Annotated in this window: 23 protein-coding genes and 1 tRNA gene; 12 read left to right on the top strand and 12 right to left on the bottom strand. The window is 37.3% G+C overall.

Translation table 11 applies throughout. The annotated features are described in order from the left end of the window. Positions 1-9 precede the first annotated feature (9 nt). Positions 10-85, top strand: a tRNA-Arg gene (locus EXE09_RS04825). Positions 86-449: 364 nt separating this feature from the next. Next, positions 450-1,946 (top strand): outer membrane protein transport protein, encoded by a 1,497-nt coding sequence (locus tag EXE09_RS04820; RefSeq protein WP_130116519.1) that lies wholly within the window; start codon positions 450-452, stop codon positions 1,944-1,946. Between the two features lie 117 nt (positions 1,947-2,063). On the opposite strand, the gene EXE09_RS04815 is transcribed toward EXE09_RS04820, so the two are convergent. Then, positions 2,064-2,678 carry a carbonic anhydrase gene (locus tag EXE09_RS04815; protein WP_068973460.1) on the bottom strand — a complete coding sequence of 205 codons (615 nt, stop codon included), beginning with the start codon at positions 2,676-2,678 and terminating at the stop codon, positions 2,064-2,066. A gap of 324 nt (positions 2,679-3,002) precedes the next feature. On the opposite strand from EXE09_RS04815, the gene EXE09_RS04810 reads away from it, so the two are divergent. Together EXE09_RS04810 and EXE09_RS04805 are read left to right on the top strand one after the other, a co-directional pair. Further along, positions 3,003-4,052 (top strand): alpha/beta fold hydrolase, encoded by a 1,050-nt coding sequence (locus EXE09_RS04810; protein ID WP_130116518.1) that lies wholly within the window; start codon positions 3,003-3,005, stop codon positions 4,050-4,052. After that, a complete protein-coding gene (locus tag EXE09_RS04805; protein ID WP_130116517.1) occupies positions 4,049-5,059 on the top strand; it encodes a hypothetical protein in 1,011 nt (336 codons plus the stop codon). The genes EXE09_RS04810 and EXE09_RS04805 overlap by 4 nt, the downstream gene beginning before the upstream one ends. Before the next feature lie 65 nt (positions 5,060-5,124). Here the strand turns inward: EXE09_RS04805 and EXE09_RS04800 are convergent, their stop codons facing one another. After that, positions 5,125-7,194, bottom strand: coding sequence for a TonB-dependent receptor domain-containing protein (locus EXE09_RS04800; RefSeq protein ID WP_228257163.1), 2,070 nt, complete (start codon positions 7,192-7,194; stop codon positions 5,125-5,127). A 265-nt stretch (positions 7,195-7,459) separates the two neighbouring features. Further along, positions 7,460-8,098 carry a Fe-S biogenesis protein NfuA gene (nfuA, locus tag EXE09_RS04795; RefSeq protein WP_068973464.1) on the bottom strand — a complete coding sequence of 213 codons (639 nt, stop codon included), beginning with the start codon at positions 8,096-8,098 and terminating at the stop codon, positions 7,460-7,462. A 297-nt stretch (positions 8,099-8,395) separates the two neighbouring features. Here nfuA and EXE09_RS04790 point away from each other — a divergent pair, with 297 nt between their 5' ends. The 4 genes from EXE09_RS04790 (at position 8,396) to EXE09_RS04780 (ending at position 13,132) form a co-directional block, all read left to right on the top strand. Next, the gene (locus tag EXE09_RS04790; protein ID WP_130116516.1) at positions 8,396-10,072 is read left to right on the top strand and encodes an arylsulfatase; all 1,677 of its coding nucleotides are present in this window, start codon (positions 8,396-8,398) and stop codon (positions 10,070-10,072) included. Further along, on the top strand, positions 10,069-11,058 hold the full coding sequence (locus EXE09_RS04785; protein WP_130116515.1) for an SUMF1/EgtB/PvdO family nonheme iron enzyme: 990 nt from the start codon (positions 10,069-10,071) through the stop codon (positions 11,056-11,058). The genes EXE09_RS04790 and EXE09_RS04785 overlap by 4 nt, the downstream gene beginning before the upstream one ends. Positions 11,059-11,174: 116 nt before the next feature. Continuing rightward, a complete protein-coding gene (locus EXE09_RS18715) occupies positions 11,175-11,348 on the top strand; it encodes a hypothetical protein (RefSeq protein ID WP_165382036.1) in 174 nt (57 codons plus the stop codon). A 233-nt stretch (positions 11,349-11,581) separates the two neighbouring features. Continuing rightward, complete coding sequence (locus EXE09_RS04780) at positions 11,582-13,132, top strand: hypothetical protein (RefSeq protein WP_130116514.1); 1,551 nt, start codon at positions 11,582-11,584, stop codon at positions 13,130-13,132. Positions 13,133-13,474: 342 nt separating this feature from the next. Here EXE09_RS04780 and EXE09_RS04775 read toward each other — a convergent pair whose 3' ends face one another. After that, positions 13,475-14,479 carry a hypothetical protein gene (locus tag EXE09_RS04775; RefSeq protein WP_130116513.1) on the bottom strand — a complete coding sequence of 335 codons (1,005 nt, stop codon included), beginning with the start codon at positions 14,477-14,479 and terminating at the stop codon, positions 13,475-13,477. Positions 14,480-14,685: 206 nt separating this feature from the next. On the opposite strand from EXE09_RS04775, the gene EXE09_RS04770 reads away from it, so the two are divergent. The 4 genes from EXE09_RS04770 to EXE09_RS04755 are packed head-to-tail and all read left to right on the top strand — an operon-like array spanning position 14,686 to position 17,457. Then, the gene (locus EXE09_RS04770) at positions 14,686-15,474 is read left to right on the top strand and encodes a crotonase/enoyl-CoA hydratase family protein (protein ID WP_130116512.1); all 789 of its coding nucleotides are present in this window, start codon (positions 14,686-14,688) and stop codon (positions 15,472-15,474) included. Positions 15,475-15,529: 55 nt separating this feature from the next. Then, positions 15,530-16,456, top strand: a complete 927-nt coding sequence (locus EXE09_RS04765; protein ID WP_130116565.1) for an alpha/beta fold hydrolase — start codon at positions 15,530-15,532, stop codon at positions 16,454-16,456. A gap of 43 nt (positions 16,457-16,499) precedes the next feature. After that, positions 16,500-17,060 carry a TetR/AcrR family transcriptional regulator gene (locus tag EXE09_RS04760; protein WP_130116511.1) on the top strand — a complete coding sequence of 187 codons (561 nt, stop codon included), beginning with the start codon at positions 16,500-16,502 and terminating at the stop codon, positions 17,058-17,060. Positions 17,061-17,097: 37 nt separating this feature from the next. Further along, positions 17,098-17,457 (top strand): lysozyme inhibitor LprI family protein, encoded by a 360-nt coding sequence (locus tag EXE09_RS04755; RefSeq protein WP_130116510.1) that lies wholly within the window; start codon positions 17,098-17,100, stop codon positions 17,455-17,457. Positions 17,458-17,510: 53 nt separating this feature from the next. Here the strand turns inward: EXE09_RS04755 and EXE09_RS04750 are convergent, their stop codons facing one another. The 8 genes from EXE09_RS04750 to EXE09_RS04715 form a co-directional block, all read right to left on the bottom strand. Then, the gene (locus EXE09_RS04750) at positions 17,511-18,077 is read right to left on the bottom strand and encodes a hypothetical protein (protein WP_130116509.1); all 567 of its coding nucleotides are present in this window, start codon (positions 18,075-18,077) and stop codon (positions 17,511-17,513) included. A 228-nt stretch (positions 18,078-18,305) separates the two neighbouring features. After that, entirely contained in the window at positions 18,306-19,223 is a 918-nt protein-coding gene (locus EXE09_RS04745) for an HARLDQ motif MBL-fold protein (RefSeq protein ID WP_130116508.1), read from the bottom strand. A 138-nt stretch (positions 19,224-19,361) separates the two neighbouring features. After that, positions 19,362-20,489: an acyltransferase family protein gene (locus EXE09_RS04740; RefSeq protein WP_130116507.1), complete on the bottom strand. Its 1,128-nt coding sequence runs from the start codon at positions 20,487-20,489 to the stop codon at positions 19,362-19,364. Positions 20,490-20,546: 57 nt separating this feature from the next. Beyond that, positions 20,547-20,960 carry a poly-beta-1,6-N-acetyl-D-glucosamine biosynthesis protein PgaD gene (pgaD, locus tag EXE09_RS04735; RefSeq protein ID WP_068975855.1) on the bottom strand — a complete coding sequence of 138 codons (414 nt, stop codon included), beginning with the start codon at positions 20,958-20,960 and terminating at the stop codon, positions 20,547-20,549. Between the two features lie 43 nt (positions 20,961-21,003). Then, entirely contained in the window at positions 21,004-22,269 is a 1,266-nt protein-coding gene (gene pgaC, locus EXE09_RS04730) for a poly-beta-1,6-N-acetyl-D-glucosamine synthase (RefSeq protein ID WP_130116506.1), read from the bottom strand. 9 nt (positions 22,270-22,278) lie between these two features. Further along, on the bottom strand, positions 22,279-24,312 hold the full coding sequence (gene pgaB, locus EXE09_RS04725) for a poly-beta-1,6-N-acetyl-D-glucosamine N-deacetylase PgaB (protein WP_130116505.1): 2,034 nt from the start codon (positions 24,310-24,312) through the stop codon (positions 22,279-22,281). A 491-nt stretch (positions 24,313-24,803) separates the two neighbouring features. After that, positions 24,804-25,142, bottom strand: a complete 339-nt coding sequence (locus EXE09_RS04720; RefSeq protein ID WP_068975765.1) for an FKBP-type peptidyl-prolyl cis-trans isomerase — start codon at positions 25,140-25,142, stop codon at positions 24,804-24,806. A 310-nt stretch (positions 25,143-25,452) separates the two neighbouring features. After that, complete coding sequence (locus tag EXE09_RS04715) at positions 25,453-25,983, bottom strand: YaeQ family protein (protein WP_130116504.1); 531 nt, start codon at positions 25,981-25,983, stop codon at positions 25,453-25,455. Positions 25,984-26,043: the final 60 nt, after the last annotated feature.

Genomic DNA, 26,043 nt, shown 5'->3' with positions numbered 1-26,043 from the left:
ATTTCCTTTGCGCCCTTAGCTTAACTGGATAGAGCAGTTGCCTCCTAAGCGACCGACGTGGGTTCGAGTCCCGCAGAGCGCACCATTGAATGATGAATTGCTTTATTATTTATCTCAAACTAACTTTCACTTAAACCTACTGTCCACATTTTCAGCATTTAAAAAAATATCTTTTTAAAATATCTGTCTCTTTCACTTTATTTATTTAAATAATTTTCACAATAATCTCATTTTACGATATTTCCATAAATCACAAGGTTAAAAATTAACTTCCAAGTTCAATTTTTTTTCGTTAATTCTAGGGCTAGAGTATTTACTCTTAATTTTTATATGTTATTTTGTAAAAAGAAGTAACTTTGAGTTATTCACTATAAGGTTCAAAATTATTTCACCACCGAAGCTTAAGTTATTAAAAAGATTCATTTTATCGTATTTAGGGAAAAATTAAAATGAAATTAAAAAGTCTATCAATTGCGATAATTGTAGCAACTTTACCAACAACTGGTGTTTTTGCCGCAGCACTCGATCGTTCAGGTCAATCCATTTCAGCATTTTTACAACCAGGTAACTATTTTGAAGCAGGCATCTCTGTTTTAGACCCAACTGTTGAAGGTAAAGAAGCGGGCGAATCACCAAAGCCACATCGTAACATTGGTGATATGGGTGATGACTACTACTTCCCTTCTGCTGCAATCAAACTTCAGCCAACCGATAAATTTTCTTTCGGTTTAATCTATGACCAACCCTTTGGTGCCGATGCAGCTTATTCAGGTCAAAATGCCTTTGTTTCATCACCAACTGATACTGTATTACCCAAAGAAAAACTAGATGCATTAGCAGCTGCTGGCAAAGCAAAGGTTGAGGCATACATGAAATCACCTGAAGCAGCTACAGCTATTGGTGCTTTAATGGGTAAAGGTATGACTCAAGCAGCAGCCACTCAAGCTGTTCTTACTGAAGCAAGCAAACCACTTGTCGCTTTAGCAGCTGGATTAAAAGAAACAAATGACAGCCTTGGGCAAGGAAGTACAAAAGTCGAAGTAGATACGCAAAACTTATCTATGATTTTTGGTTTCCAACCTATTCCTAATCTTAATTTATTTGCTGGTGGTGTTTACCAAACTATTAAAGGTAATGTAAGTCTTCGTGGTTCAGCATATAGCATATATAATGGTTATGATGCAAAAATTAAAGAAACTGGCGATGTAGGTTGGTTAGCGGGTGTAGCTTATCAAATTCCAGAAATTGCGCTAAAAGCTTCTGTAACTTATCGTTCTGAAATTGACCATAAAGTAGATGCGACAGAAACCCTTACTGTAGAAAATGCATTAGCTAACAACCCAGCAGTATTATTAGGTCTAGGGGTTACACCAGATCAAATTAAAGCAATGAATACTCCAGGTACTACAGAAATCACAACCCCGCAATCTGTAAACCTAGATTTCCAAACAGGGATCATGGCAAATACAGTTGCATTTGCTAACTTACGTTGGGTGAATTGGAAAAACTTCTCAATTCGTCCTTATAAATTCGGTAAATACTCTGAGGCTTTAGGTCCACTTTTAGGGACGCCGGAGAATCCAAGCAATGCGCGTCCAAAGGGTTTTAACCTTGTTGAATATTCAGAAGATCAAATTTCTGCAACAGTCGGTGTAGGTCGTAAACTGAATGATCAATGGGCTGGTAACGTTTCTGTAGGTTGGGACTCTGGTGCAGGTAACCCTGTTTCAACATTAGGTCCAACAGAAGGTTATTGGAACTTAGGCTTAGGTGTTCAATATAGCCCTACACCACAAACCTTTATTGCTGGTGGTGTTAAATACTTCTGGTTAGGCGATGCTAAAGCACAAACTGGCGCTCAAGCAGGTCAAGACTCTCGATATGTAGCAGAATTTACTGACAACAACGCAATCGCTTACGGTTTAAAAATCGGTTATAAATTCTAAGAATTTAACTGCATAAAAAATCCCACGATCATGTGGGATTTTTTACGGCTAAACTTAAGATATTTTGATTAAAACACTTAAAGCACTACACTAAATTCAGTTAAAAACTAAATGCAATTAAAAATCATAAAAATCTACTTCACCTGTTTCAAGTGAATATTGAGCACCGACCACTTTCAATTTGCCCTGAGCGATCAAGTTTTCTAAAACTGCTGACCCATGACGTAACTGGTTGACTGATGCAAATACATTTGATTTCACTGCATGCATCGATAATTTATCTAGGTCGTCTTTCAACTCAGTTTGCATCAAGATTTCAACTGATGGACGCACGCGGTTAACAATAGACATTAGGTTGGCAGATGGAGGTGTCGTAGGATTCTTCAAAGCTTCAATCGTTGAATGAATCGCACCACAATGACTATGACCTAAAACAACAACCAAAGGACAACCAAAACTATCTGCTGCAAATTCCACACTACCCACTTGCGATGGCGCAACAATATTTCCCGCCACCCGGATCACAAATAAATCACCAAAGCCTTGGTCGAATACCATCTCAGCAGGAACACGAGAATCCGAACAACCTAAAATGATGGCAAAAGGCTCCTGACTCCCAACCATCTCCGTTCGCTGTTGGTGTGTCAAAAATTTATTATGATTTGTTTCACCATGGGCAAAGCGTTCATTACCCTGTTTTAGACGTTCTAAAGCTTCTTGAGCAGTTAGCATTTGTGTTTTATTCCATTGTGTGGAGATTAAGTCATTTTAATGCTGTCAAAAGTGAAAGTCACTGACTAAAAATAAACTCTGTTACAATTTTTGTGATGTAGCATGATCTTATAATTATTTTAAAAATATGTAGGCAAAATTCACAATTAGAGTCATTTCATTTAATAAAATCACAGAATATGCTGCAAATTAGCTTTATTCTAAATTTTTGTTTTGGCAAAAAACTTACAAATAGTCCATTTTCAGCGAATGCTGAAAAAAATATCATCATGAATAATATTATTACTTTATATAATGCCAAGTCATTTGTTAGGAACCCTATGCATGTCTGAACTGCCCAATAAGAAAATTCTGCATTTTTTAAATAGCTTATTGTTAAGTCTGAGCACTCTAGGTGTAGTTACTTTGAGTCATCAAGCTAATGCTGCAAGTAATGTCGCTGAAAATATCGACTATTTAAAGGTTGTACAAGAGGAAAGATCTTGGGCAGGATTAAGTTCTAAAACGCTCCGTGTCGGTGATGTCGTTTGGTCTTATAGTGAAGGCGGTCCTAAAAATAAACCCACCATTTTATTGATTCATGGTTTAGCCAGTAGTCGTGATACTTGGAACAGTGTCGCTAAATCACTGACGCCTTATTATCATGTTGTAATTCCAGATCTACCTTCAGCAGGTTCAACCCAAGTTCCTGCAAATTTTGACCTCTCTGTTCCCAATGTGACAGAACAACTCAGACGTTTTATTGAAGCTGCACATATTCAAGATAATTTAAATATCGCAGGTCACTCTTTGGGCGGAACGATTGCCATGTTTTATGCATCGCAATATCCTTTTGATACCAAAAGCTTATTTTTAATGAGTACCGGTGGTATTTTTAAATCGACCAATACCAATTACCTCAGAAATCCGATTTACCTTAAACAGCTTTTAATTACGCAAAAAGGTGACTTAGACTTTGTCATGAAAAAAGTCATGTTTAATCAGCCTTTTACAGCCAGTATTATTAAAAATGAACAAGAGAAATTGTTTATTGCAAAGTCAGCAGATACAGCGAAAATCATTAATCAAATTGATGCACTAAACCGTCTGTATACGCCGATGACATTTACCACGATGCTCAAGAATATTGACGCACCCACGATGATCTTATGGGGTGCGCAAGATCAGATTGTCAATGTTGATGTAGCCAATGAACTAAAATCCGTTTTAAAACGACCTGAAAATCCGATTATTTTACAACGCGTCGGACACATGCCTTTGCTTGAAGCACCGGAGCGTGTTGCTGAAAATTATCTAAGTTTTTTAAATAAAGTTCAGCCGTTGCAAAATCCATTCTCTGATCAAAAACACGAACAATTTGAGTCTAAAAAATGAAACATCCCCTCGTTGAACAATTAATCGATGCTCAACTCTCATTTTTAGATCAAGAGTTTACTCAGTCAGGAACCATTAAAGCTGAATTTAATGAGTTTTATCTTTGGTTTAGAAAGCAACCGCTTAAACAACTCTGGTCGTTTGATCAAATTAATGCTCTTTTACAAAAACAAGTATTAGATACAGCTGCAAGCAGTTTTTTGATTGAGCAAATTACCGATCATATCCGTTTTGCTTTAATCCACCCAGTTAATGATAACACCTTGATTGAAGATATTATTCCAGTCGCAACCATAGATAAAATTGCACAATATGTAGCAAGTAAATCGAGTCATCGCCAAGCGTTAATTAAACGTATTGTGAATAACCCATCATTTTCAAGCATGCTGACTCAGCTGATTCATCACTCGATCCAAGATTATATTGATAATTCTGTGATGAATAAAAAAGTACCAGGTGTTGGTCGTTTTATGAAAATGGGAAAATCGGTCTTAGAGTCTGTCACTGATACCAATTTAGATGATACGGTTAAACATTATCTTCAAAAAAATATTATTAAAATTAGCCAATTGAGTGAGCAAGTCATCAACCATCAGTTTGATGACAATAAGCTTTATCATTTCCAAGCCAATTTATGGCATAAGATTAAGAAGATACCAATTGGCGTTTTACGTAATTATGTTGAAGTAAATGATCTTCCAAATACGGTGGGTATGGGGCATGAGATTTGGGATCATATCCGTCAAACTGATTATTTAAAAAAACAAGTTCACGACGGAATCCTCACTTGGTATGTCCGTAATGAAGAACGCCCTTTTGACTTGATTTTGAATGATATTAATATCGACGAAGCCTTGATTCAAAATGAATTACAAGCTTTGCTTGAACCTGTGATTCAAAGCATGATTTCTTCTGAGCATTTAAAATCACGTGCTCGAATCTATTTGGAAAAGTTCTATTATTCTGATGAAACGTTAAAGATTTTGAATATTGAATCTGTCATTTAACTGCAAATACTCTATGACGTACAGTAAAAAGCCTCCGTAAACGGAGGCTTTTTTTCCATGACTGATTAGAATCGGATGTTCATGCCCACTGTATAGCGTCGTCCATCAAGAACCACATCATATTCACTATTGGTGATTTCTTTATTGGCAATATTATAAATACCAGCACTTAAACTTAATTTTTGTGTTGCTTTAAAAACGACACCTGCATCAAAAGTACCATAAGCAGGAGTACCTGCCTCCATCGTTGTACGACTTAAATAATCACTGGTTTTACCGCGATAGTTATAGTCTATCCAAGTGTTCCAGTCATCTGACACATCATAGTTCAATCCAACATTTAGCATATGTTTTGGCATTTTATTTAAAGGCTGTCCTTTAAATTCACCACTTTTTTGCTCAGATTTAGTATAGGTATAGTTGGTATTTGCCTGTAAATTATCAAGTAAATCATAATTTAAAGAGAACTCGACACCTTTCATTTCTGCATCAGAAACGTTTTTCATTTGACTCACAAAGCGATAAGGTTGCCCATTTGCAGAACACTTCCACTCTGACACAGGAGAACTATTTGTCGTCCCTGGCGTATCACATAAACGATCTTCAACAATTTTGTCTTTAAAATCAGATTTAAAGACCATTAAACTTGTCGATAAACCAATTTCAGGCGCGATGTAATTAAAGCCAAATTCATAACTGGTACTTTTTTCTGGTGACAAATCAGGGTTACCAATAATTACAGCACTCCCTTTTCCTGTACGACTTCCAAAACCTTCTGATATTTGACTAATCGTCGGTTGTTTATACCCTGTACTTACACCACCTTTTAAAGTGAAAGCATCAGTTATGTGATAAACACCATAAATTCTTGGTGTAATTTCGCCACCAAAATATTCATCTTTATTATATCGAGCGCCAATTGTTAAAGCGAAATCGTCAGTAAGACTCCACTGATCTTCGACAAATAATGCAAATAACCAGCGATCAAGCGAGGTTACACCCGTAACACTTGCTAGGCCATTGGTTGTATCTTTAATTTTTTCCTGCTGATATTGACCACCAGTGATCAAAGCATGATTGCCTATATTGAAAGACGCTTGGGTATTAAATAATTTTAATTCTTCCTGTTTTTGATCTGCGACTGCGCCACTATATACTTTTTTTGTCGTTTCATCTTGATAGTAACTATCAATTGAAAACAGATCATAGTTGCCTTTATGGCTTAGGGTCCAAACATCTTTTTCATTTTCATTGGTTGAAGCCTGACTCGCTACCCCCACACTTTTACCTAAAGTTGTCGTATATTCTTGTCGTGTAAAATCATATCTTAAACCAATATCATTCTGTTCATCGACACTCCAAAGCAAGCCTGTTCCAATTTTTCTAATTTTCTTTTCAGATTCACTCGATGCTGATTTTTGACCTTCGCCGCCAATATAGTCACTTTCATCAGTACCTTGAAAGTTACCATCTAAGCTTAATGATAACTTGTCTTTAATTAATGGGCCTGTGGCGTATAAGCTGACACCATAACTATCATTGGCATAATCATTATTTGACTTGGTATATTCTGGAGAGATACTGCCTTGCCACGACGTAGATGATGCTTTTTTAGTAATGATATTAATTACACCGCCCATGGCATCAGAGCCATGTAATGATGACATTGGTCCACGAACAACTTCAATTCGCTCTATCATATCGATAGGTGGTAAATAGGCACCGATTTTCCCACCATCTGTACCATTCCCATTCACGACTCTTCCTGCACTGATCGGACGTCCATCAATGAGATATTTGGTATAATTTGCCCCCATACCACGAATGGTAATTTCTTTATTGTTTCCTCCACCTTGTACTGAAACACCTGGAATATTTTTAACCGCGTCGATCACATCTGTATAAGATTTCTTTTGTAGCTCTTCCGCTGTAATGACTGAAATTGATGCAGGAGCATCAGCCACATCTTGTTCCGAACCAGATGCTGTCACAACAATCGTTTGTAACTTTACTGATTCCTGAGCTTGTGAATCAGTTTCATTAGAAATTTTTTGTGAATCTGCTGCATGCGCAGCCCCCATCATGATGCCAACAATAGAGAGAGATAACACAGATTGGATGATACGATTAGACATATAAGTATTCCAAAGAGGCTAATTTATGGATAAACCATGTAGATTTCGCCCCACAGCTTAACAAAATAGAACACTATTACAATTAATATTGATAATTATTCTTATTATTAATACCTATTTGACTAAAACTCAATCAAAAATAAAGACTATTTAAGATTCATTTAAGAAACTTAAATATTCAAATATTTTCCATTAATTTATTACTGAAATAAAAAAACCTCCAAAAGGAGGTTTTTAAACAATCATATTCAAACAATGTAGATCATTATTTGAAATAAGCACCATCCGCTTGGCTATGGTCAGTTTGATCGACCACGCGTCCAAGTTCAGGAATATGTTCTTTCAGTGTCGTTTCTACACCTTGCTTTAAAGTTACGTCAATTGCAGAACAACCTTGGCAGCCACCGCCAAATTTCAACACTGCAGTTAAACCATGCTCTTCATCTTCAAGCACTTCAACCAACGCACAGTTACCACCATGCCCTGCTAAACCTGGATTAATTTCTGCTTGAAGTACATAAGTAATACGCTCTTCAATAGACGCATCTGGCCCTACACGTGGCACTTTCGAATTTGGCGCGCGGAAAGTCAACTGACCGCCAAAACGATCTTTGTTGTAATCAATCACAGCATCTTTGAGATACGGAATAGATGGTGTATCAATAAATGCAGGAAAATCTGGATAATCTTGTCTGTAATCTGTTGGCGCAATTTCTTCAGGCGCACTATACGCCATGCAGCATTCAGCGCGTGGAGTTCCCGCATTTTCAACAAATACACGAACGCCGATTCCAGGAGTATTTTGTTTCTCCAATAGATCTTTTAAATACTCCTGTGCATTTGGAGTAATCAATAAATTTGGAATTTCTTCTGCAACTGCAGCATTGGTGTTCTCAGTCGACATAACTCTATCCTCAAGCTGAAGTCGGTATTTTAACTGAAGATGAGGCTGAATGAATAAAAATCAACTAAAATTGTCGGAATTAAATTTAAAAACATTCTTATTTTATTCTTTTGTCTGTTTTCATTGTATTTTTTTAATGAATTTAAGTATTTCAATAGCTTTTCAAAATATTAGCTTTGTTCAGCATAAATTTTTCTCAAGAATTATTCTGCTTTAAAAAGCATTTTTTAATATTTTTAGCTCATTTCTTCTTTCGCTAAGCTTCATTATAAATTTATATAAAACGTCATCATTGCCATGCAAAAACTAAAACTTGTAAGTTCAATTTCAATCGCTTTATTTACCTTCTATCTGGCGGGTTGTAATGATGATCACGATTCCAATCAAGCTATATCCCAAAAACCAAAGCCCAATGTTTTATTCATCATGGCAGATGACTTAGGCTATTCTGATCTCGGAGCATTTGGTGGTGAAATTCATACGCCTAATTTAGATGCCTTAACCCAAGAAGGGCGAATTCTGACCGACTACCATACAGCACCGACATGCTCTCCTACTCGTTCACAATTGATTTCTGGTACAGACCATCATCAAGCCGGAATCGGTACAATGGCGGAACTCACGCCAGCACATCTAAAAGGTCAGCCAGGCTATGAGGGCTATTTAAATAATCGCTCATTGTCCATTGCTGAGGTATTGCGTGACAATGGTTACCGTACTTACATTAGTGGTAAATGGCATTTGGGTTTAACACCTGAAACCAATGCGCATGCCAAAGGTTTCGATCATTCATTTACGCTATTACAAGGCTTAGATCTTCATTTCAAACAAAACCCAAGCCAATACAACCGCGCAGGACTAGCAACTTATACTGAAGATGGTCAAAAAATTGCTGTTTCAGATTTGCCAGATGATTTCTTCTCAACTGATTATTATACAGATAAGTTGATTCAATATTTAGACAGTGGGAAACGCTCTGGAAAACCATTCTTTGCGTATGCCGCCTATACAGCACCACATTGGCCAATCCAAGCGCCGCAAAAATACAGTGATCGCTACAAAGGTCAATATGATGTTGGGTATGAGCAGATCCGTAATGCACGTATTGCGAAACAGAAACAACTGGGTATCCTTCCTACAAACTTCCAAGCGGCTGCCCCATTAGCAACCGCTCAAATTCCTAAATATCCAAAATGGAACGAACTCAGCTCTGAACAAAAAGCTTTAGAGGCGCGTAAAATGGAAGTCTACGCAGGTATGGTTGAAAATCTTGATGATAATATTGGTCGTTTGATTCAATATTTGAAAGCCAATGGGCAGTATGAAAATACCCTGATTTTCTTTGTTTCTGACAATGGTGCAGAAGGCTTTGTTCGTGGCACTTATGGTACAGAAACAGGCTTTGATACTTCATTAGCAGCTGTAGGCACTGCAAACTCATATCACTATATTGGGCCACGTTGGGCTGAGGTCAGTGCTGCACCTTTTCATTTATGGAAAGATACCGCAGGTGAAGGTGCAACCACAGCACCCGCTATTGTCAAACTTCCAAATCAAAAGAAAGCTGAAAATATCTATCATGGCTTCGCAAGTGTATTAGACGTATTTCCAACTGTACTTGAATATGCCAATGTTTCCGTACCGAAAGATCAATACAAAGGTCGTCAAATCAACAATCCATCAGGTATTTCATGGAAATCAACTTTAGAAAACAAAACAGCAAGTATTCGCCCTGCTGACTTTGCTTTTGCTGACGAGTTGCATGGCAGTAAATATGCTAAACAAGGCGATTGGAAAATTGCTTATCAAGCAAATGGCAATCTTGGTACTGGAAAATGGGAGCTTTACAATCTCAAAGATGATCGTGGTGAACGAAATAATCTTGCAGATAGTCGTCCAGAACAAGTATCTAAACTCGTTGAAGTATATAACAAATACACTCAACAAAATGGTGTATTGGAATTTAAACAATGATCGTAAAGTACATCATTGCAATCAGTGTCAGCTTGCTCCTTGCAGGCTGTCATGTTTCATCAAATACCGAGCATGAACAACACCAGTCAAAGGCACAATTAATTTTAGGTGATCCACAAAAATGTGGAAAATATTCAGGCTTACCTCATCATTGGGGAAAAGATAAGCATGCGGGTATGGTTTGGATTCCCGAAGGAAGTTTTGAACTCGGCTCAAATATTGCCTATCCTGATGAGGTCAATTTTGGTGAAAAAAAGCGTAAAATTTCTGGATTTTGGATCGATCAAACCGAAGTTACAGTTGCTCAATTTGCAAGTTTTGTAAATGCAACACATTACATTACAGATGCTGAAAAGCAACGACAAGCTGCTGTATTTAGTCCAGATCCAAAGCATCCTCAGCAATGGTGGCAACTCAAATCTGGTTTTACTTGGAAAACACCCTATGGTGAACAAGGTGTTCAACCGAATCCTGCAGAACCCGTACGCTATGTTACCCAAAATGATGCTGAACATTATGCGCTATGGCTTAAGAGAGATTTACCCTCAGAAGAACAATGGGAATATGCTGCAAAAGCGAAATCTACCCATGACACACCCTTGCATCATGAACCACAAAATCAGCAACACCAACCCATTGCAAATTATTGGCAAGGTGAATTTCCTTTTCAAAATTTACAGCAAGATCAATTTGACGGTGTCGCACCTGTTGGTTGCTTTCCTGCGAATGCATTCCAACTCTATGATATGATTGGAAATGTATGGGAATGGACAACATCACCCTATACAGGCGCCCATGATCAACACATGGGAGATTATCGCCATCTACGTCAACAACAAATCCATGCACAAAACTATGTAATTAAAGGTGGTTCTTTTTTATGTGCCAATAATTACTGTGCAAGATTTAGAACCAGTAGTCGTCATCCACAAGAGCTAGATCTTGCCACAACCCATGTTGGTTTTAGAACTATTCTTAAACCATAAACTCACAATAAAATTATTTTTTAAATGCTCATTCATTTACACAAAAGTACTTTTGAAATGGCTCAATAGGTCTTAAATTTTAAGTGAAAATCAAATTTTCCGTAGAGGATCTAAAAATGAAAAAAATGATTTTATTACTATGTTCCAGTCTGATGCTATCTTTAAGTGCATGTGCTGTACATACACGTGAGGGTAGCATCGTTGTAGATCCCAATGGGGTTTATAATGATCACAGACATGGCGATGGTCGTTTTTGTCCACCGGGTCAAGCTAAAAAAGGGAACTGCTAATCTAGAATAGTAAATTTTAAACAACCAATTCCTCATACTTAAAACCTTCTATAAAGAAGGTTTTTTCTTTATAAAATCATCAATATTTCCTTTGATATAACAAATTTATTTCCACATAGACTGTACGACTAATTACTCAGAAAATTGTTAGGAAATGCCACCCTTTAGCTAAACTCTGCATGGATAATGTATACATCTGTATATTAATGATGAAATAAAACGAGAGATTTTGCATGTCCAGTTCAAATGATGGTTTACAATTTCCAATTGATCCTGAAACTCATAAAGTAAGTAGTTCTCAAGTGGGTAAGGAAATTATTGCTGAAGCACTTTCATTGGTCGATCACCAAAATTCACAACACGCTTTGCAAGAAAAGAACTGGCGTAAACATTATCCAATTTATTTTAAGGCATTGGTCGAAAATGGTATCCGCTCAAGTAATAATTCGATCACCATTGCCAAACAAGGTTTACATAAAGCACAGCACAGTTTTGACTTTTTTAGAGATGGGCAACGCTATTCTCTAAAAGATGTCATGACAGTTCCTGTCACAACTCAAATTCAGACGGTTGCGCTGAAAGGTTGTTCTGAAGCAAAACCTGAATGGTTTGTTCCCTATCATGGAAAAAAATTACACGGTCAAGCTTTACTGGATCAAATTCAAACTTGGTTAGATGCAGGAATTATTGAAGAAAGCCATGCCAATGCTTTACGAGAAGCTGTTGCTCATCCTGAATGGTTTGATCTGTCTGACCGCACGATGGTGTTATTTGGTGCTGCCTCTGAAGCAGGGCCGCTCACATGGTTATCTCAATGGAAAGCCAATATTATTGCGATTGATCTTCCTAATGAGCGTGTATGGGGAAAAATCCTAAATACTATACAAAAAGGTAATGCCACGCTTTATGCACCTAGCCTAGAAAAAATTGACGACACCCAAAATTTAGAAGAATTAAAAACCAAACTTGGTGCAAACTTACTGACTCAAATCCCTGAGATTACCCAATGGTTAAGTGAAAATCCGCATAAATTAGACTTGGCTTCGATTGCTTACTTGGATGGTGAAAAACATGTCCGTGTCTCTATGGCAATGGACAGCATCATGAGCTATGTCAGTGAGCAGAAGCCTGATTCTTCACTGATGTACATGTGTACACCAACCGATGTTTATGCTGTGCCTCAAGAAGTCATTCAAGGTTCAACCGATAAGTTTTCACAACGCTCTAAACTTGAAATTATTTTAAGTAAAGGCATTTCTGCCCTATCGATGAAGCAGTTTTTTAAAGACAATGATCAAAACTTAATTGCTTCTGATAATGGAAAATCTTATGGGATCGCGGATTGTTTGGTCGTTGAGCAAGGTCCAAACTATGCTTTGGCAAAACGTATTCAACAATGGCGTGCAACTTTAGCCCGTCATCAAGGTCAACGTGTCAGCATCAATATTGCACCATCAACAACCACGCATTCGGTGACGAAGAATCCTTTACTTAAAGCAGCTTTTAACGGCGCAAGTTTGTTTGATGTTGAAGCTTTTAGCCCTGAAACCACCAATTCAATCATGGCAGCACTGTGGATTCATGATCTCAGAAATCCAAAATCTGTAGCGAATCCTGAAACTCAAATGGAACATCCATTAGAGTTAATGATGGAGGGCGCAAATCATGGTGGTTTATGGCGTGTAGCTTATCTGGCACGTACTGCACTGCCCTTTGCAGCCATTTATGGCTTTGCCACAGATAAGTTACCTTTGAAAAAAGTACTTGGTAAATTGAAGAAATAAAAAATTAGTTTTTCAATAAAAATGCCCTTTGAATTTTTTCACTGGGCATTTTTATGTTTAAGATAATGGATTTTGAATTATTAACTGAAGTTATTGCAAATCAGCGGTACTATCGCGTTAGGCGACATGGATGTCGCTGTTGGGTCGGGGGTCAGGACGAACCCCTGACTCAACAAAGGATTTTTGTCCATTTTGATCCTTCAAAAGGGAGGCATCGCCGACACAAATGAATCTAAGTTTAAAAAGGCAGATGAGGCTGTGCCAGCTCAAGAATATTGTTATATCATAAGTATTTTGAGCATTCTAAGCTTTAGGCATAGCTTTAATGCGTAACATCAATCATTAACACGGTATAAAATATTTTACTGCAATCAATTGATTATTCTTAAAATAAAATAGATAAGCATCATCCATATCTTTAGTATTTATACTTAGCATTACATCATATTTCAATTTAGCAGCATTCTCACTTGCAGCACCTATCGTATCAGTTGAGTTCTTACTTTCATCAAGGCTATAACCTGTTTTAAAAAGTTGCTTTACTTGGCTCAAAGTCGTAGCTGATGTGACTGTTTTCCCCATCACTTGTACTTGATCTTTTGCTGTTAAACCAAATACCCCCATCACCACCATTTGATCGTTTGCAATGCGTAAATCATAATGGTCTATCGTCGTACTTTTCTCAGCTTGATCATCAGGAAAAAAGCCACCGCATTCAACTTCATCCACCACATAGCTCATACGATCAAGCTCGCCGAAAAAAGGACTACTATTAGAATACATCTGCTTCCCGAGTTGAATAATCGTTTTCTTATTTGGATCTTCTATTTCTTCTAAAGATTTATTTTTATAAATGTACTGCACTTTTTCTTCTGAATATGGGATAACGCCTTTAATAATATTATTTTCAATGCGATTAAACTCAATTCGATCTAAGTGGTCTTGCATGCCTGCTGCAAAAATTGAAGCTAATCGATAACTGCCATCTTTATTCTGTAAAAATACAGCATATTCATAGGCAGGAACTTGTGCATCACACTCCCAAACTTTTGCATAACCGTATAAAAAGTCAGCTTTTCCATCACGGTTAAGATCGCCAATAATTAAACTATCGTCATCGACATCAGATACGATCTTACATGTCCCACCTAGTAATTCTTTATTCGATTTTTTGATTGCCTCTAACATCAATGCTTTATTGTCTTTCTTCTGTGCTACGTTGTGTTGCGTTACATCTTGTTTCTGTCCACTTTCATTCGCACTCACCTTTTGATCATTTTTTTGACATGCCACAAGCAACAAACTGCCACATAACGAAAGACTCAAAAACATTTTTTTATATTTCATGATTATTCAATTTAAAAAATTTTCACAAGAATAGCCATCTCATTTTCAAAACTCAATACAGTTTGCCAATTAGCCATACGCTTTTCTGCGCTATACAACTTAAACGATACAGTCACATATTAAAGATTGACTGTTTTCTAACGATCGTTTAAAAACTTAAATAGCATCAAAAACATTTAAACCCAAAATGAATGTGAGAACAAAAAATGTCAGATACACAAGGAAAAGTCAGTCGTGAAATTCGTGGTCATATTTTCCTCATTGGCTTAGACCGTGCGAATAAACGCAATGCATTTGATAGTCACATGATTCACGATCTATCAATAGCATTAACAGAATACGAAAACAATCCTGAACTACGCTGCGCTGTTGTATTTGCCCATGGCGATCATTTTACCGCTGGCTTAGACTTGGTTGAGTTACAACCTAAACTGGCGGACGGCGTTTTCAATTTCTCAGATGATATTGTCAATCCTTGGGGAACGGTTGGACGCCAAAGAACCAAACCGCTTGTCACCGCAGTACAAGGTTATTGCTATACCGCAGGAATTGAGTTGATGTTGAATTCCGACATCGTAGTTGCCAATGAAAATACCCAATTTACTCAAATCGAAGTACAACGTGGCATTTTACCTTTCGGCGGTGCAACCGTTCGTTTTGTGCAAGCAGCAGGCTGGGCAAAAGCCATGAAATATGTACTGACTGGCGACTTATTCTATGCACAAACTGCCTATGAAATGAATCTGGTAACTGAAGTTGTTGAAGGTAACAATCAATTAATTCGTGCACTTGAATTGGCTGAACGTATCGCTCAGGCAGCACCGCTTGCTGTTCAAGCTGCGCTGAAATCTGCACATCAAGCCTTTTTACAAAGCCCTGAAGCAGCATTTGCCAATTTACAAGGTTTGCTCACGCCATTACTTGCCTCACAAGACGCACAAGAAGGTGTTATGGCAATGCTTGAACGCAGAGCACCACAGTTCAAAGGCAAATAATTGATTATTTTAAATTCATAAATAGTCAGCGATGTAGATCTATAGAGAAACGATGATGCAAAATGTAAAACACCAAACCGGAACAGACGCTTCAAGTAAAACAGACTTTGCTAATGAAAATAGCTTCAATGCACAGTCCGTTACTTTTAAAGCTTTAGATGGATATGAACTGAATGGAACACTCTATTCTCCAACACATCCAAGTACAGCTAAAATCGTCCTTGCAAGTGCAACAGGTGTGCCACAAGCGTTTTATCGTCGTTTCTCTGAATATGCGACACAACTGGGTTATGAAGTCTTAACATTTGATTATCGTGGAATCGGAAAATCTGCTCCGCGACATTTAAAAGGCTTTCAAATGTCTTATCTGGATTGGGGAAAGCTTGATTTAGCAGGTGCAATTGATTACTTCTATGATGAATATGCACCACTATTTTTAGTTGGACATTCCTACGGTGGGCAGGCTTTAGGTTTAACCCCAAACCATCAAAAAGTCACAGCGATGTATTGTTTTGGTACTGGTGCAGGTTGGCACGGTTATATGCCTTTTAAAGAAAAAATCAAAGTCCAAGCCATTTGGAATATCGTCTTTCCGCCAATGGTTGCTGTCACTGGCTATTTACCATGGAGCAAACTCAATATGGGAGCTGATCTCCCTAAAGGGGTTTATCAGCAGTGGCGAAAATGGTGTAAAAACCCAACCTATTTCTTTGCAGATCCTGAACAACATGAATTACATGAGCAATATGCACAAGTCAAAACACCAATTTATGCAGTTGCAGCCTTGGATGATGATTGGGCGCTTCCAAGTTCTCGTTATGCATTTATGCAACATTATAAAAATGCCCCAATGCACTTTATCAACATCTCAGCAGATGAGTTTGGCTTAAAACAAATTGGTCATATGGGCTATTTCCGTAAAGATTCTGAACAAATTTGGGATAAAATGCTCAATACATTCACCACCTTAATCGCTGATTAACATTTTGAATGTTTAATCCATTCGGCTTGCCATAAGGACATCTATGCGCCCACAAAAACTCTCCTCAGAACAAATGCTCAACATCTGCGCGTTGCAATTTAAAGCGCACGGATATGCAGGAACGAGCATGGAGATGTTGGCAAAAGCTTGTGGGTTGAGTAAAGCATCTTTCTATTATTATGCACCAAACAAAGAAGCCTTATTACTCAAAGTCTTAGAACATACACATCAATATTTAAATCAACAGTTGTTCACACTGAATGACTTCAATGAAGTTGATCCAATCACACAATTTGAAAATATGCATCGCAAAGCAATACAGTTTTTTAGCTATGAAATTAAAGGCTGTTTGGTAGGCATCATCTCACTCGAAGCCAGCTCAATTTCGGAACAGATTCTTCAAAAAATTCGAGATATTTTCCAAGATTGGCAAAACACTTTTTATCAACTTTTTAAACAAAATCTTGATGAGAATACGGCGCAAAATCTAGCAAAAATCAGTGTTGCGGATTATGAAGGTGCTATTTTAATGTATCGTTTAAACAATGACTTATTTTATTTAGATCAAATTAAATCTAGAATTTTACAAACTCTTGATCAATAAAAGTGCTCATCATTATAATTCACTTCGGAAATAATCAATGAAATTCAATCTTTTAATATTTAGCCTTTGCTTCATACCTACTATTAGTTTTGCCCAATGCAATCAACAAGATCAAATGTCGCTTTATAAATGTATGGAACAAAAACTTAAAACTGATAAAGCTAAAATGAACAAACTTTACCAACAAGTCTATAATCAATATGATGAAAAAAATAAAGCATTATTAGAAAAATCACAAAAAGCTTGGCTCAATTATCGTATAGCCCAGTGTGATGAACTTATGAGTAGTTTGACTTATGGTGCATTAGGATTAGCTTCTGGCTTTGCCCATCTAGACTGTCAAATCAATTCAACTGAGTTTCGATTAAAAGAATTGAAATCGCTTATCGAAAATTAAGTCATTTAAAATCAGACCATTTCTTTTAAGTCACACCTTTTAAGCCTTATCTTTTAAATCACGTCTTTAAACTCAGCTTTATGCTCTATGCCCTCACGATCGACATGGGCATAGAAAATACCGTAACGTCCCACATAATATTCAAGTGATTGATCATGATAATGCCAAAACACTGACCATTCGCCAAAATCAAAAGCACTTGCTTGGCTCTCAGTATTCATCGGCATTTTACACATCAAATCTTGCTGAATTTTATTCGCTTGCTGAAAATCCCTGACTTGTAAAGCCTGCTCAAAAAATAACCGAGCCACTGCATCAAATAATCGTTGATCTTCATCAGTGACTGCAATTTTAACTACAGGACTTTGATCATGAACAACATCTAATTTCTGCTCAGGCTCAACGAGCTCAACAACAGTTTTTTGACGTTCCTCGTCAATCATTTGCTTAATTATTTTTGTCTTTTCTGGCAATTCATCATCATATTGAGCATGTTGAACAATTTGAGATAAATCTTGTCGTTGTTGATCAAATGCTGCATTGATTTTATGTTTTGCGACCATACGCCATAGGACATACAATACGCCTATCACGAGAATAAAAATAATAATTTTCAACATAATATGATCTCAAACTTTTCAATTGCAATGCAATCTATGTACGGCTTTGCGGTTTTGTAATTTGAATATTTTTAATAATTTACGCTCTAAATTGTATAACTATCTAAATTCGAGTATTTGGCTTAAACGTAACATTTTTTTTCATTGTCAATTTATTAACTTTACAATCGAAATATAGTTGGATGTACTATACTTTGCATATAGAACACCCATTGGATGGTGATTGAATTATTGCAAAGACTTTAACTGAGCCAATTGCTGTTGATCTTGCAACTGTTTTTCAAAGTCAGCTTTGCCTTTTTCCACATAACTTTGTAAGCCTGTAGGGTCAATAAAAGCCCGTTTATCGCCTGCTTGCAACTTTTCCAATTTCTGCTTCATATTAAAACGATCAGCCTTATTGGCAAGGAAAATATCTGCATGAATCGCTTCTAAAGTTTTAAACGTTTGCTGCATATCTGACACAATATCTGGATAATTTTTATTGTTTAATAGGTAATAGCCACTTGTAAATAAGCTATCTGCATAAATCACTTTATAATTTTTAAAATGATATTTTACATCAGTGGTCCAAGACGTCGCTCCTGGCAAATGTCCAGGTGTTGCATGCGCAGTAAAAGTTTGGCGACCAAGTTTAAGCTGTTCACCATCTTTAATAATAATGTCCGCTTTTACCACTGGAAATAATAATTGATTTCCCAAAGCAAAATCCGAAGTTGCACCATTGGCAAGCATTTCAGCATTGGCAGCACTCGCGATTAATTTTGCCCCACTCCATTGTTTTAATTGCGCAAAACCACCCGCTTGGTCTAAACGTGCATGACTATTCAGCAAATACTTAACATCTGTAATTTTAAAACCTAACTTTTCTATATTGGCTTTAATTTGTGGTGCAGATTGAGCAATGCCACTGTCAATTAGAACCAAACCATCACCTGTGTCAAACAACACGGAAGATAAATTTTCAGTACCGACATAGTAGATATGATTGAAAATCTTGAATGGCTCAATAGGTGTATTCCACGACTCGAACAAACTCAAAGGTGGTGCTTCAGTTAATGCTTGTTGAGCATTTAATGGAGTTGCATGCGCGAGTTGAAAGCTCATCGCCATGAGTGAAAATGCTATTGATTTGATCAGATGCATTGAAGCGGTCCATGCCAATAAAACCGCTATACTTTATCAAATTACGACACTTTTCAATTTTTTTATTGCTTAAAAAACAACAAACTCATTGCAAAATTGTAAAAGTTATTTTCAAAACATGAAATTTCAAATAAAAGCTTAGTTCAACACTTTATTGGCAAGTGCATTGCTGGCTTTAATTGCAAATTCATCAACATAGCGGCTATAAAAATTTGCCACAATCAATGTCGCACCAATCGCACTCAACCCTGAAAGAATCGCTGAGGCAGAATAACTCCATCCCATATTAAAGAATAAATTAAATAGAGGGATACACACCAAATACAGCATTAATAAATGCAGTAAATAAATGGAGAATGATAATTTCCCGAGCCAAACCAGTATCGGATGATCTAAGCATTTGGATAATAATGGGCTCATCAGCACACTATAAACGATCAGGGTTCCTGCCAAGAAGTTGCAATAATCATAAGTGTGCTCTCCCCAAAAGGCATACAACCACTGATAAGATGCACTGGTATTATGCGCACCTGCAAAATATAAACCGAGCAATAACATAGGGATAGCAACATAACTCGTTAAGGTTTTGGCATAAAGATAAATATAGATCCCGATAATAAAGCTCGAAATCCCGAAACTAAATCCCTGACCTCTCCAATAATAAGCAAGACAAGGAATAATCACCGAGCCTAGCCAAAACGCGATTTTTTTATAGTGGAGTAGATACAATAGAAAAAATAATGCAAATGATCCCATTAACTCAATCGTCATGGTCCATAGCACCCAATTGACATCACTTTCTGAAAATAGAAAAGCGCCTATTGTTCCCTCATAGAGGACTTGCTTTAAACTAAAACCTTGCACAGTAAACGCTTGAAGCCACATTCCAACATGATGACTATTAATATGGACAAATTTAAAGACCAGCCAAATGATTAAACACGAAGTTAACGCAGGAATCATAAGACGAGGATAACGCTTTACCATCATCATTTTGATTTTTTTATGGAATTGCTCAGGCTTATTTAATGTCGCATAACTAAGTACATAACCACTCAATACAAAAAATACAAAAACGGCGGCATCACCTGAATAAATAAATGCAAATGGTGAATGATGCGTTGCATTTACCCATGCCAAATCAGTCACTTCATTTGGATCAAAATGATGTAAGTATGGAAAAAAACTCATCGCGAGATGAGAAAAAACGACAGCTAAGCAAGCCAAACCTCGAATGCTCTCTGCCGAATTTATTTTTGCGGACATGAAGGATTCCCTTTGTACATCGTAGTCCCAACAGGTGGGACTTTGATCGACCAATACTTAGTCGATATAAGTGATACGACCATCCGCATCATGGTGGACAGTTGAAATTTTCTGCTGACGTGAATGAACTAAAGCCTCAACATTTAAGTTGAAATGGTCGGCATAATCTTGTGTAGATTTAGGTTCCATTTCCTTTTTAGTTTTCGCAGGAACAAAGTTACTCCATAACCATAAAGAAACCGCACAGGCAATTAATGCAATTAAACCATTTTCTAAAGCCTTGGCAAAAGCTTCGAAAAAATAATGGATCAACTGTGGTTTTTCCAAAGAAAGATAACCCACCAAAATCACGATTGGACGCCAAAGCAATAACCAAAATGCCCACAACATTGCTGTCATTGTCGTAGAGAAATAACGACGATGCCACGGCAACTGCTTACGCAAATCAATAATCAAAGATTCTGCTTTCATATTTTTGCCTTTGGTCTGATTTTGCTCAGACATATTCAAATCATCAGCCATCTTGGCGCATACCACGGTCAGGACTCACCCAACGCGCCCGTTTACTGCTTCCCAACTTAAGCACTTTGGGAAATGCCACAATACTTGCTGTGACGGTAATCAACCAAAATACGAAAGGATACCAAATCATCCAATAGTAGTTTTTCACTAAAGTCGATTCATAGCGACTGTCCATCCATTTACTGATTGCAAATTGCAATAGACAAGTCGTTCCCAATAATATTCCCGTTCCCATTGGTAACAACGGTGAGCTGATTGCAGGCGTTCCAAGCAAAGGTAAAACTAAATGCAAAATCCAGAAAATCACCATGATTAACATTAAATATGACCAAACCAAGGTCAGGATCAATTCAATGATAAGGGGCCAAAGAAAGTTCAGTTTTGGCTTTAGCAATACATCTATATTCTTTAATAGTACCTGTGCCCCACCCATTGCCCAACGCAGACGCTGTTTCCACAAACCATTAAAAGTTTCAGGCATTAAAATCCACACCAAAGCATTCGGCTCAAAGCGTACTTCCCACCCTGCTCGGTGTAATTTCCATGTCACATCAATGTCTTCGGTCAACATATTCGGTGACCAATAGCCCACCTCATGCACCGCGCTTTTACGGAATGCAGTGATCACACCAGATACAGTAAATAAACGCCCAAAGGTACTTTGTGCACGTTTAATCATGCCCACAATCGAAGAGAACTCACCGACTTGAATTCGACCAAGTAGTGTTGATCGGGTACGAATACGTGGATTTCCTGTGACTGCCGCAACTGTTGGGTGGTCGATAAAATGTCGAATCATCCATTGTGCTGCATGCGGATCAAGCAAAGCATCTCCATCAATCCCAATTAAATATTCAGCATCTGTCAACAAACTACCTGCTTGCAAAGCCATTGCTTTACCTTGGTTCTCCGCCAAATGAACGACACGAAGTTTGTCATATTGCAACGCCAATTCATTTAAAATTTCTTTGGTATTGTCAGAGCTGCCGTCATTAATCGCAATGACCTCAAAGTTTGGATAATCTAATTTTAATGCATGACTAATGGTTTCATGTGCATTGTCCTGTTCATTAAAACAAGGCACGAGTACCGCAACCAAAGGATATTCTTTCAATGGCGCTGGCTGTTTATAAGGCGGTTCTTTACGCTCTTTCCAATGAAAAATAACCGCACCGATCATCCACAAAAACGACATGAACAATGGATAATAAAAAATAAAATTTAATATCGACTGCCACAGATGCTGAATTGCATTCATAACAACACCCTAAGGAACCATACGTTGTGGTTTAGAATCGAATACTTTACGCATTTCAGCCGTGTTAGGATGCTCCTCGATTGGATCATCTGGATAATAGCCCACATGCATTACGCCTTGCTGATACAACGAAGCAATCGTTTGCGTCATTTCAGAAGTCGGAATTTTTTGGTTATTGCGCCAATTCACCGCTTGTAATTCAAAAATGGTCTTTTTAATCCCATTCGGCTGTTGCTTCACACGTTTAACTAAATCTTTATAAAACTTGTCTGCATCAGGCGCTTGTTCCATATATGGCATTGCCATGATTGCAGTAAAGTCATATTTTTGAATAGATTGTTCTAAAGACTGTGCATACCAATTTTCAGAATACGCGGACAAGGCAACTTGAGCATATAAATTACGTGCAGTGAGTAAGAATGGTTGGTAATAACGTGCTTTTTGTGCCAAATCCATAGCAAAGTTATCAATGGTTTTGGTTTTAAAATCCGTCCATTTTTGAAGTTTCGCATCATCATTACGAATTTCTTCTAAATCTGCGGGTAAACCAATTTTTTCATAAGCTTTGATCGCATCAGGACTTGCATCTTCATAATCAGACAATGTTGCGTCGTCATGGAATAAGATTCCATCAAATGTTGTCGACTTTGCCAAATCTTCGTATAGGCCTTCAATCACTTTACGCGCTTCTGGTGAATATGGGCTTAAACGATGATAACCCATATTCAAATGGTCACTATTTTTTGCTTGTTGCGTCACTACTAAATCTTTAGATGCAGGATTTGACGCAGGTAATTCCCATGCCAATAATGGCATCCATGCATATAAACGCCCCACTTGTGTACGTGACTGAATTTGCCAAGCCACGCGGTTAAATAAGTCAGCACGCATTGGCAAATAACGATTCGGGAAATACACCATATCGGCTGAACCATTGGCATCTGGATCAGCAAAAGCTTGTAAAAATACTGTTGTGACATGCATATCACGGATACGATCTAACAAACGCCCTAAGTTTTTCTCTTGCTGTGCTTCATCAGGATCATAGATATAGTCCAAATCGACATGCATAATTTTTTGCGAACGATTATTGTCAGTAAAACCCATTTGACGGCTCTGAATTTCTTGCGCCAACGAGTCTGTTGTCATTCCGCCTTCAACCAAGATACGGTTCATATGACCTAAAGATTTTTCAATATGGTCTGGACCATCATCTAGGCTAATGGTCATCGGCATGCCTGCTTTTTTTGCCAAAGCGACAGCTTCCATATTGTAGCGACCATAAGGCCAAACCATCACACGTGGCGCTTTTAAACCATGTGCAGACAAGACTTTATTGTTCTTTTTCAAATCGTTAAAAATACGATCTGCGTAATCCTTGTCATCTTCATAAGTCTTAGTTTTAGGATTATATTCACGTGTCACTGCGGCAGGTTCAGAGTTCCCTTGCGGATTGCCTGTTACACCACGATGTAAATTATAACTATGGCTACCAATCTCAACGATGCCACTCTTCTGCATGGTTTTTAACTCATCCCACGACAGCAGTTTTTTTCGATCCAGTTTGTCATCACCAAACTGCACCATGGCATTGGCTTTTGGTTCAAGCCACGAACCAACTACAGCGAGTACCACTGGAATTTTACGTTGTTTTAAAATTGGATAAGCATATTTATAAAAAGACTGATAACCATCATCTACAGTCAATAAAACTGGTTTAGTCGGTAACTTAGATTTACCTTCATTGGCTTTGATAATTTGATCAACATTGACAAAGTTATAGCCATTCTTTTGCAACCAATCTAAATGCAATTCGAATTGCTTCGGTGTCACTGCATACGCTGGCATCACTGCATCTTTCTTTTCAGTAATTTCATGATAGCCAATAATTGTCAGCGTATTTAAATCAATCTTTGGAAGTTCTTGTACTACTGTACTATCAGTAGTAACTGGATCTACTTCTGCCATCGCACTATTATAAAAAGGAGAAAATAATAGTGTTATGCACATCATCGCTGAAGGAGAAAAGTAACGGCTTAACATATATTTAAATACTCAATCATCATTGTTCTAAATCTGAATACGCCCGTAGCACCTCAATGATTGAGGTACTAAAATCCTTTTTTGGACGAAAATAATCAGAGCTTTTACAACGATGATTTAAAAGAATAAAACTGAAACGAATCTTAAAAAAACAATTCTGAGTAGAATTATTTATTTGTACTATTTAAACACTTTTAAAACAAAAATATTGTAGATGATTGTTACATGCTGATTATTTAATGGTCTTAGAATCATTACAGTGTGCTTTTTATCACATTATTATCAAAAATAGTAAAAGTTAAACAGTAGTGCAATTTTACACTTATAACACTGCTTTATGAACAAACAATGGAGTCAACTCAGATCAACTTTTACGATCATGCGAGACTTAACTTTTCAATCTGCGTGAATAAAGAAGATTATAAAAATAGAGATCAAACTGACCTCTATCTTTTCATTACTATATCTTGCAATACACTTTGGAATAGCTATCAATCACGTGTTTTAACGTCAAATAATTCAATCTCAAAAATCAGATTTGAATGCGCAGGAATAATTTTACCCATTTTACGCTCACCATAAGCAAGGTGTGATGGCACGATTAATTTACGTTTTCCACCAACTTTCATTCCCATGATGCCTTGATCCCAACCCTTAATCACACGACCAGTACCAATCACGGTTTCAAAATAGTTTCCACGGTCTATAGAAGAATCAAACTTCGTTCCATCTTCCAACCAACCAGTGTAATGCGTGGTAATCAAAGCACCTTTTACCGCCTCTTTACCTTCACCTACTTTTAAATCAATAATTTCTAATTCAGCTGTCATGTCTTTGCTCCGCGTGATATGTTGGTTCAACACCTTGATATAAGACTTCTTACATAAGTCATAAAATATTCAGATTTAGATTCAAAACATATTCAAAAATATATCGAGAGTTTCCTTCTCTTGCACCATATATGGCTCAGGGATGAGGAGATAACCTCCGCAAGAGGATGAGGGGCCTCTAATATAAAACCACCTACCTCTTATGAAACGCTGTTTCTCAGCCTAAAAAGATAAGGGAACATTCAATATTAATCTGAATGATTCTGAAAATTATTTTTGCAAGATGCTTATTTGTTTAATTTTACGAAAATTACTGTAACTGCGTCCACTCAATCACGGCTTGAGCATTGTCACCGATCAATGTCCACTCACCATCCATCACATTGAGCTGTAATTGCATCGTACGTTCACACAAATCCTGAATTGCCAATGTTGTTGCTTCAGACAGTTGCCATACCTGAACGTTTTTCAATGTTTTGAGTTTAGAACTACGCTTATACCATTCTGCAACTGCTGATCCATAAGCAATCACTGCCACTTCGCTACAACGTGCTGCGGCTTTTTTCACTTTATCTTCATCAGGCAAACCGACTTCAATCCATTTCACCAATTGCCCAGTTAAGTCTTTTTCCCACAATGCAGGTTCATCAGTTTCAAACAAATCTTTGGTAAATTCCAAACGCTCATCACCAAAACGTGCAAAAGCTAGAACACGAACCATTAAACGCTCAATGGTTTCAGATGGATGCAATGCCATGGTCAATTGAAAATCGCCATACTGATGCACATCCATATTGGCAATATTCAAATCTGCCTTATAAATCGTTGCTTTAAGTGCCATGAAAATTCCAAAAAATAAGTTCTCAAATATGGCGCACAGTCTATAAGATTTTAAACAGGA

The sequence above is a fragment of the Acinetobacter sp. WCHAc060025 genome (assembly GCF_004209355.1).
GTDB classification, from domain to species: domain Bacteria; phylum Pseudomonadota; class Gammaproteobacteria; order Pseudomonadales; family Moraxellaceae; genus Acinetobacter; species Acinetobacter wuhouensis.
This window is presented reverse-complemented; position numbering and strand designations above follow the sequence as displayed.

Bases quoted from the DNA above. Each gene is read 5' to 3' on its own strand.
- EXE09_RS04820 (WP_130116519.1), top strand. From the start codon at position 450: ATGAAATTAAAAAGTCTATCAATTGCGATAATTGTAGCAACTTTACCA.
- EXE09_RS04815 (WP_068973460.1), bottom strand. From the start codon at position 2,678: ATGCTAACTGCTCAAGAAGCTTTAGAACGTCTAAAACAGGGTAATGAA.
- EXE09_RS04810 (WP_130116518.1), top strand. From the start codon at position 3,003: ATGTCTGAACTGCCCAATAAGAAAATTCTGCATTTTTTAAATAGCTTA.
- EXE09_RS04805 (WP_130116517.1), top strand. From the start codon at position 4,049: ATGAAACATCCCCTCGTTGAACAATTAATCGATGCTCAACTCTCATTT.
- EXE09_RS04800 (WP_228257163.1), bottom strand. From the start codon at position 7,194: ATGTCTAATCGTATCATCCAATCTGTGTTATCTCTCTCTATTGTTGGC.
- nfuA (WP_068973464.1), bottom strand. From the start codon at position 8,098: ATGTCGACTGAGAACACCAATGCTGCAGTTGCAGAAGAAATTCCAAAT.
- EXE09_RS04790 (WP_130116516.1), top strand. From the start codon at position 8,396: ATGCAAAAACTAAAACTTGTAAGTTCAATTTCAATCGCTTTATTTACC.
- EXE09_RS04785 (WP_130116515.1), top strand. From the start codon at position 10,069: ATGATCGTAAAGTACATCATTGCAATCAGTGTCAGCTTGCTCCTTGCA.
- EXE09_RS18715 (WP_165382036.1), top strand. From the start codon at position 11,175: ATGAAAAAAATGATTTTATTACTATGTTCCAGTCTGATGCTATCTTTA.
- EXE09_RS04780 (WP_130116514.1), top strand. From the start codon at position 11,582: ATGTCCAGTTCAAATGATGGTTTACAATTTCCAATTGATCCTGAAACT.
- EXE09_RS04775 (WP_130116513.1), bottom strand. From the start codon at position 14,479: ATGAAATATAAAAAAATGTTTTTGAGTCTTTCGTTATGTGGCAGTTTG.
- EXE09_RS04770 (WP_130116512.1), top strand. From the start codon at position 14,686: ATGTCAGATACACAAGGAAAAGTCAGTCGTGAAATTCGTGGTCATATT.
- EXE09_RS04765 (WP_130116565.1), top strand. From the start codon at position 15,530: ATGCAAAATGTAAAACACCAAACCGGAACAGACGCTTCAAGTAAAACA.
- EXE09_RS04760 (WP_130116511.1), top strand. From the start codon at position 16,500: ATGCGCCCACAAAAACTCTCCTCAGAACAAATGCTCAACATCTGCGCG.
- EXE09_RS04755 (WP_130116510.1), top strand. From the start codon at position 17,098: ATGAAATTCAATCTTTTAATATTTAGCCTTTGCTTCATACCTACTATT.
- EXE09_RS04750 (WP_130116509.1), bottom strand. From the start codon at position 18,077: ATGTTGAAAATTATTATTTTTATTCTCGTGATAGGCGTATTGTATGTC.
- EXE09_RS04745 (WP_130116508.1), bottom strand. From the start codon at position 19,223: ATGCATCTGATCAAATCAATAGCATTTTCACTCATGGCGATGAGCTTT.
- EXE09_RS04740 (WP_130116507.1), bottom strand. From the start codon at position 20,489: ATGTCCGCAAAAATAAATTCGGCAGAGAGCATTCGAGGTTTGGCTTGC.
- pgaD (WP_068975855.1), bottom strand. From the start codon at position 20,960: ATGAAAGCAGAATCTTTGATTATTGATTTGCGTAAGCAGTTGCCGTGG.
- pgaC (WP_130116506.1), bottom strand. From the start codon at position 22,269: ATGAATGCAATTCAGCATCTGTGGCAGTCGATATTAAATTTTATTTTT.
- pgaB (WP_130116505.1), bottom strand. From the start codon at position 24,312: ATGTTAAGCCGTTACTTTTCTCCTTCAGCGATGATGTGCATAACACTA.
- EXE09_RS04720 (WP_068975765.1), bottom strand. From the start codon at position 25,142: ATGACAGCTGAATTAGAAATTATTGATTTAAAAGTAGGTGAAGGTAAA.
- EXE09_RS04715 (WP_130116504.1), bottom strand. From the start codon at position 25,983: ATGGCACTTAAAGCAACGATTTATAAGGCAGATTTGAATATTGCCAAT.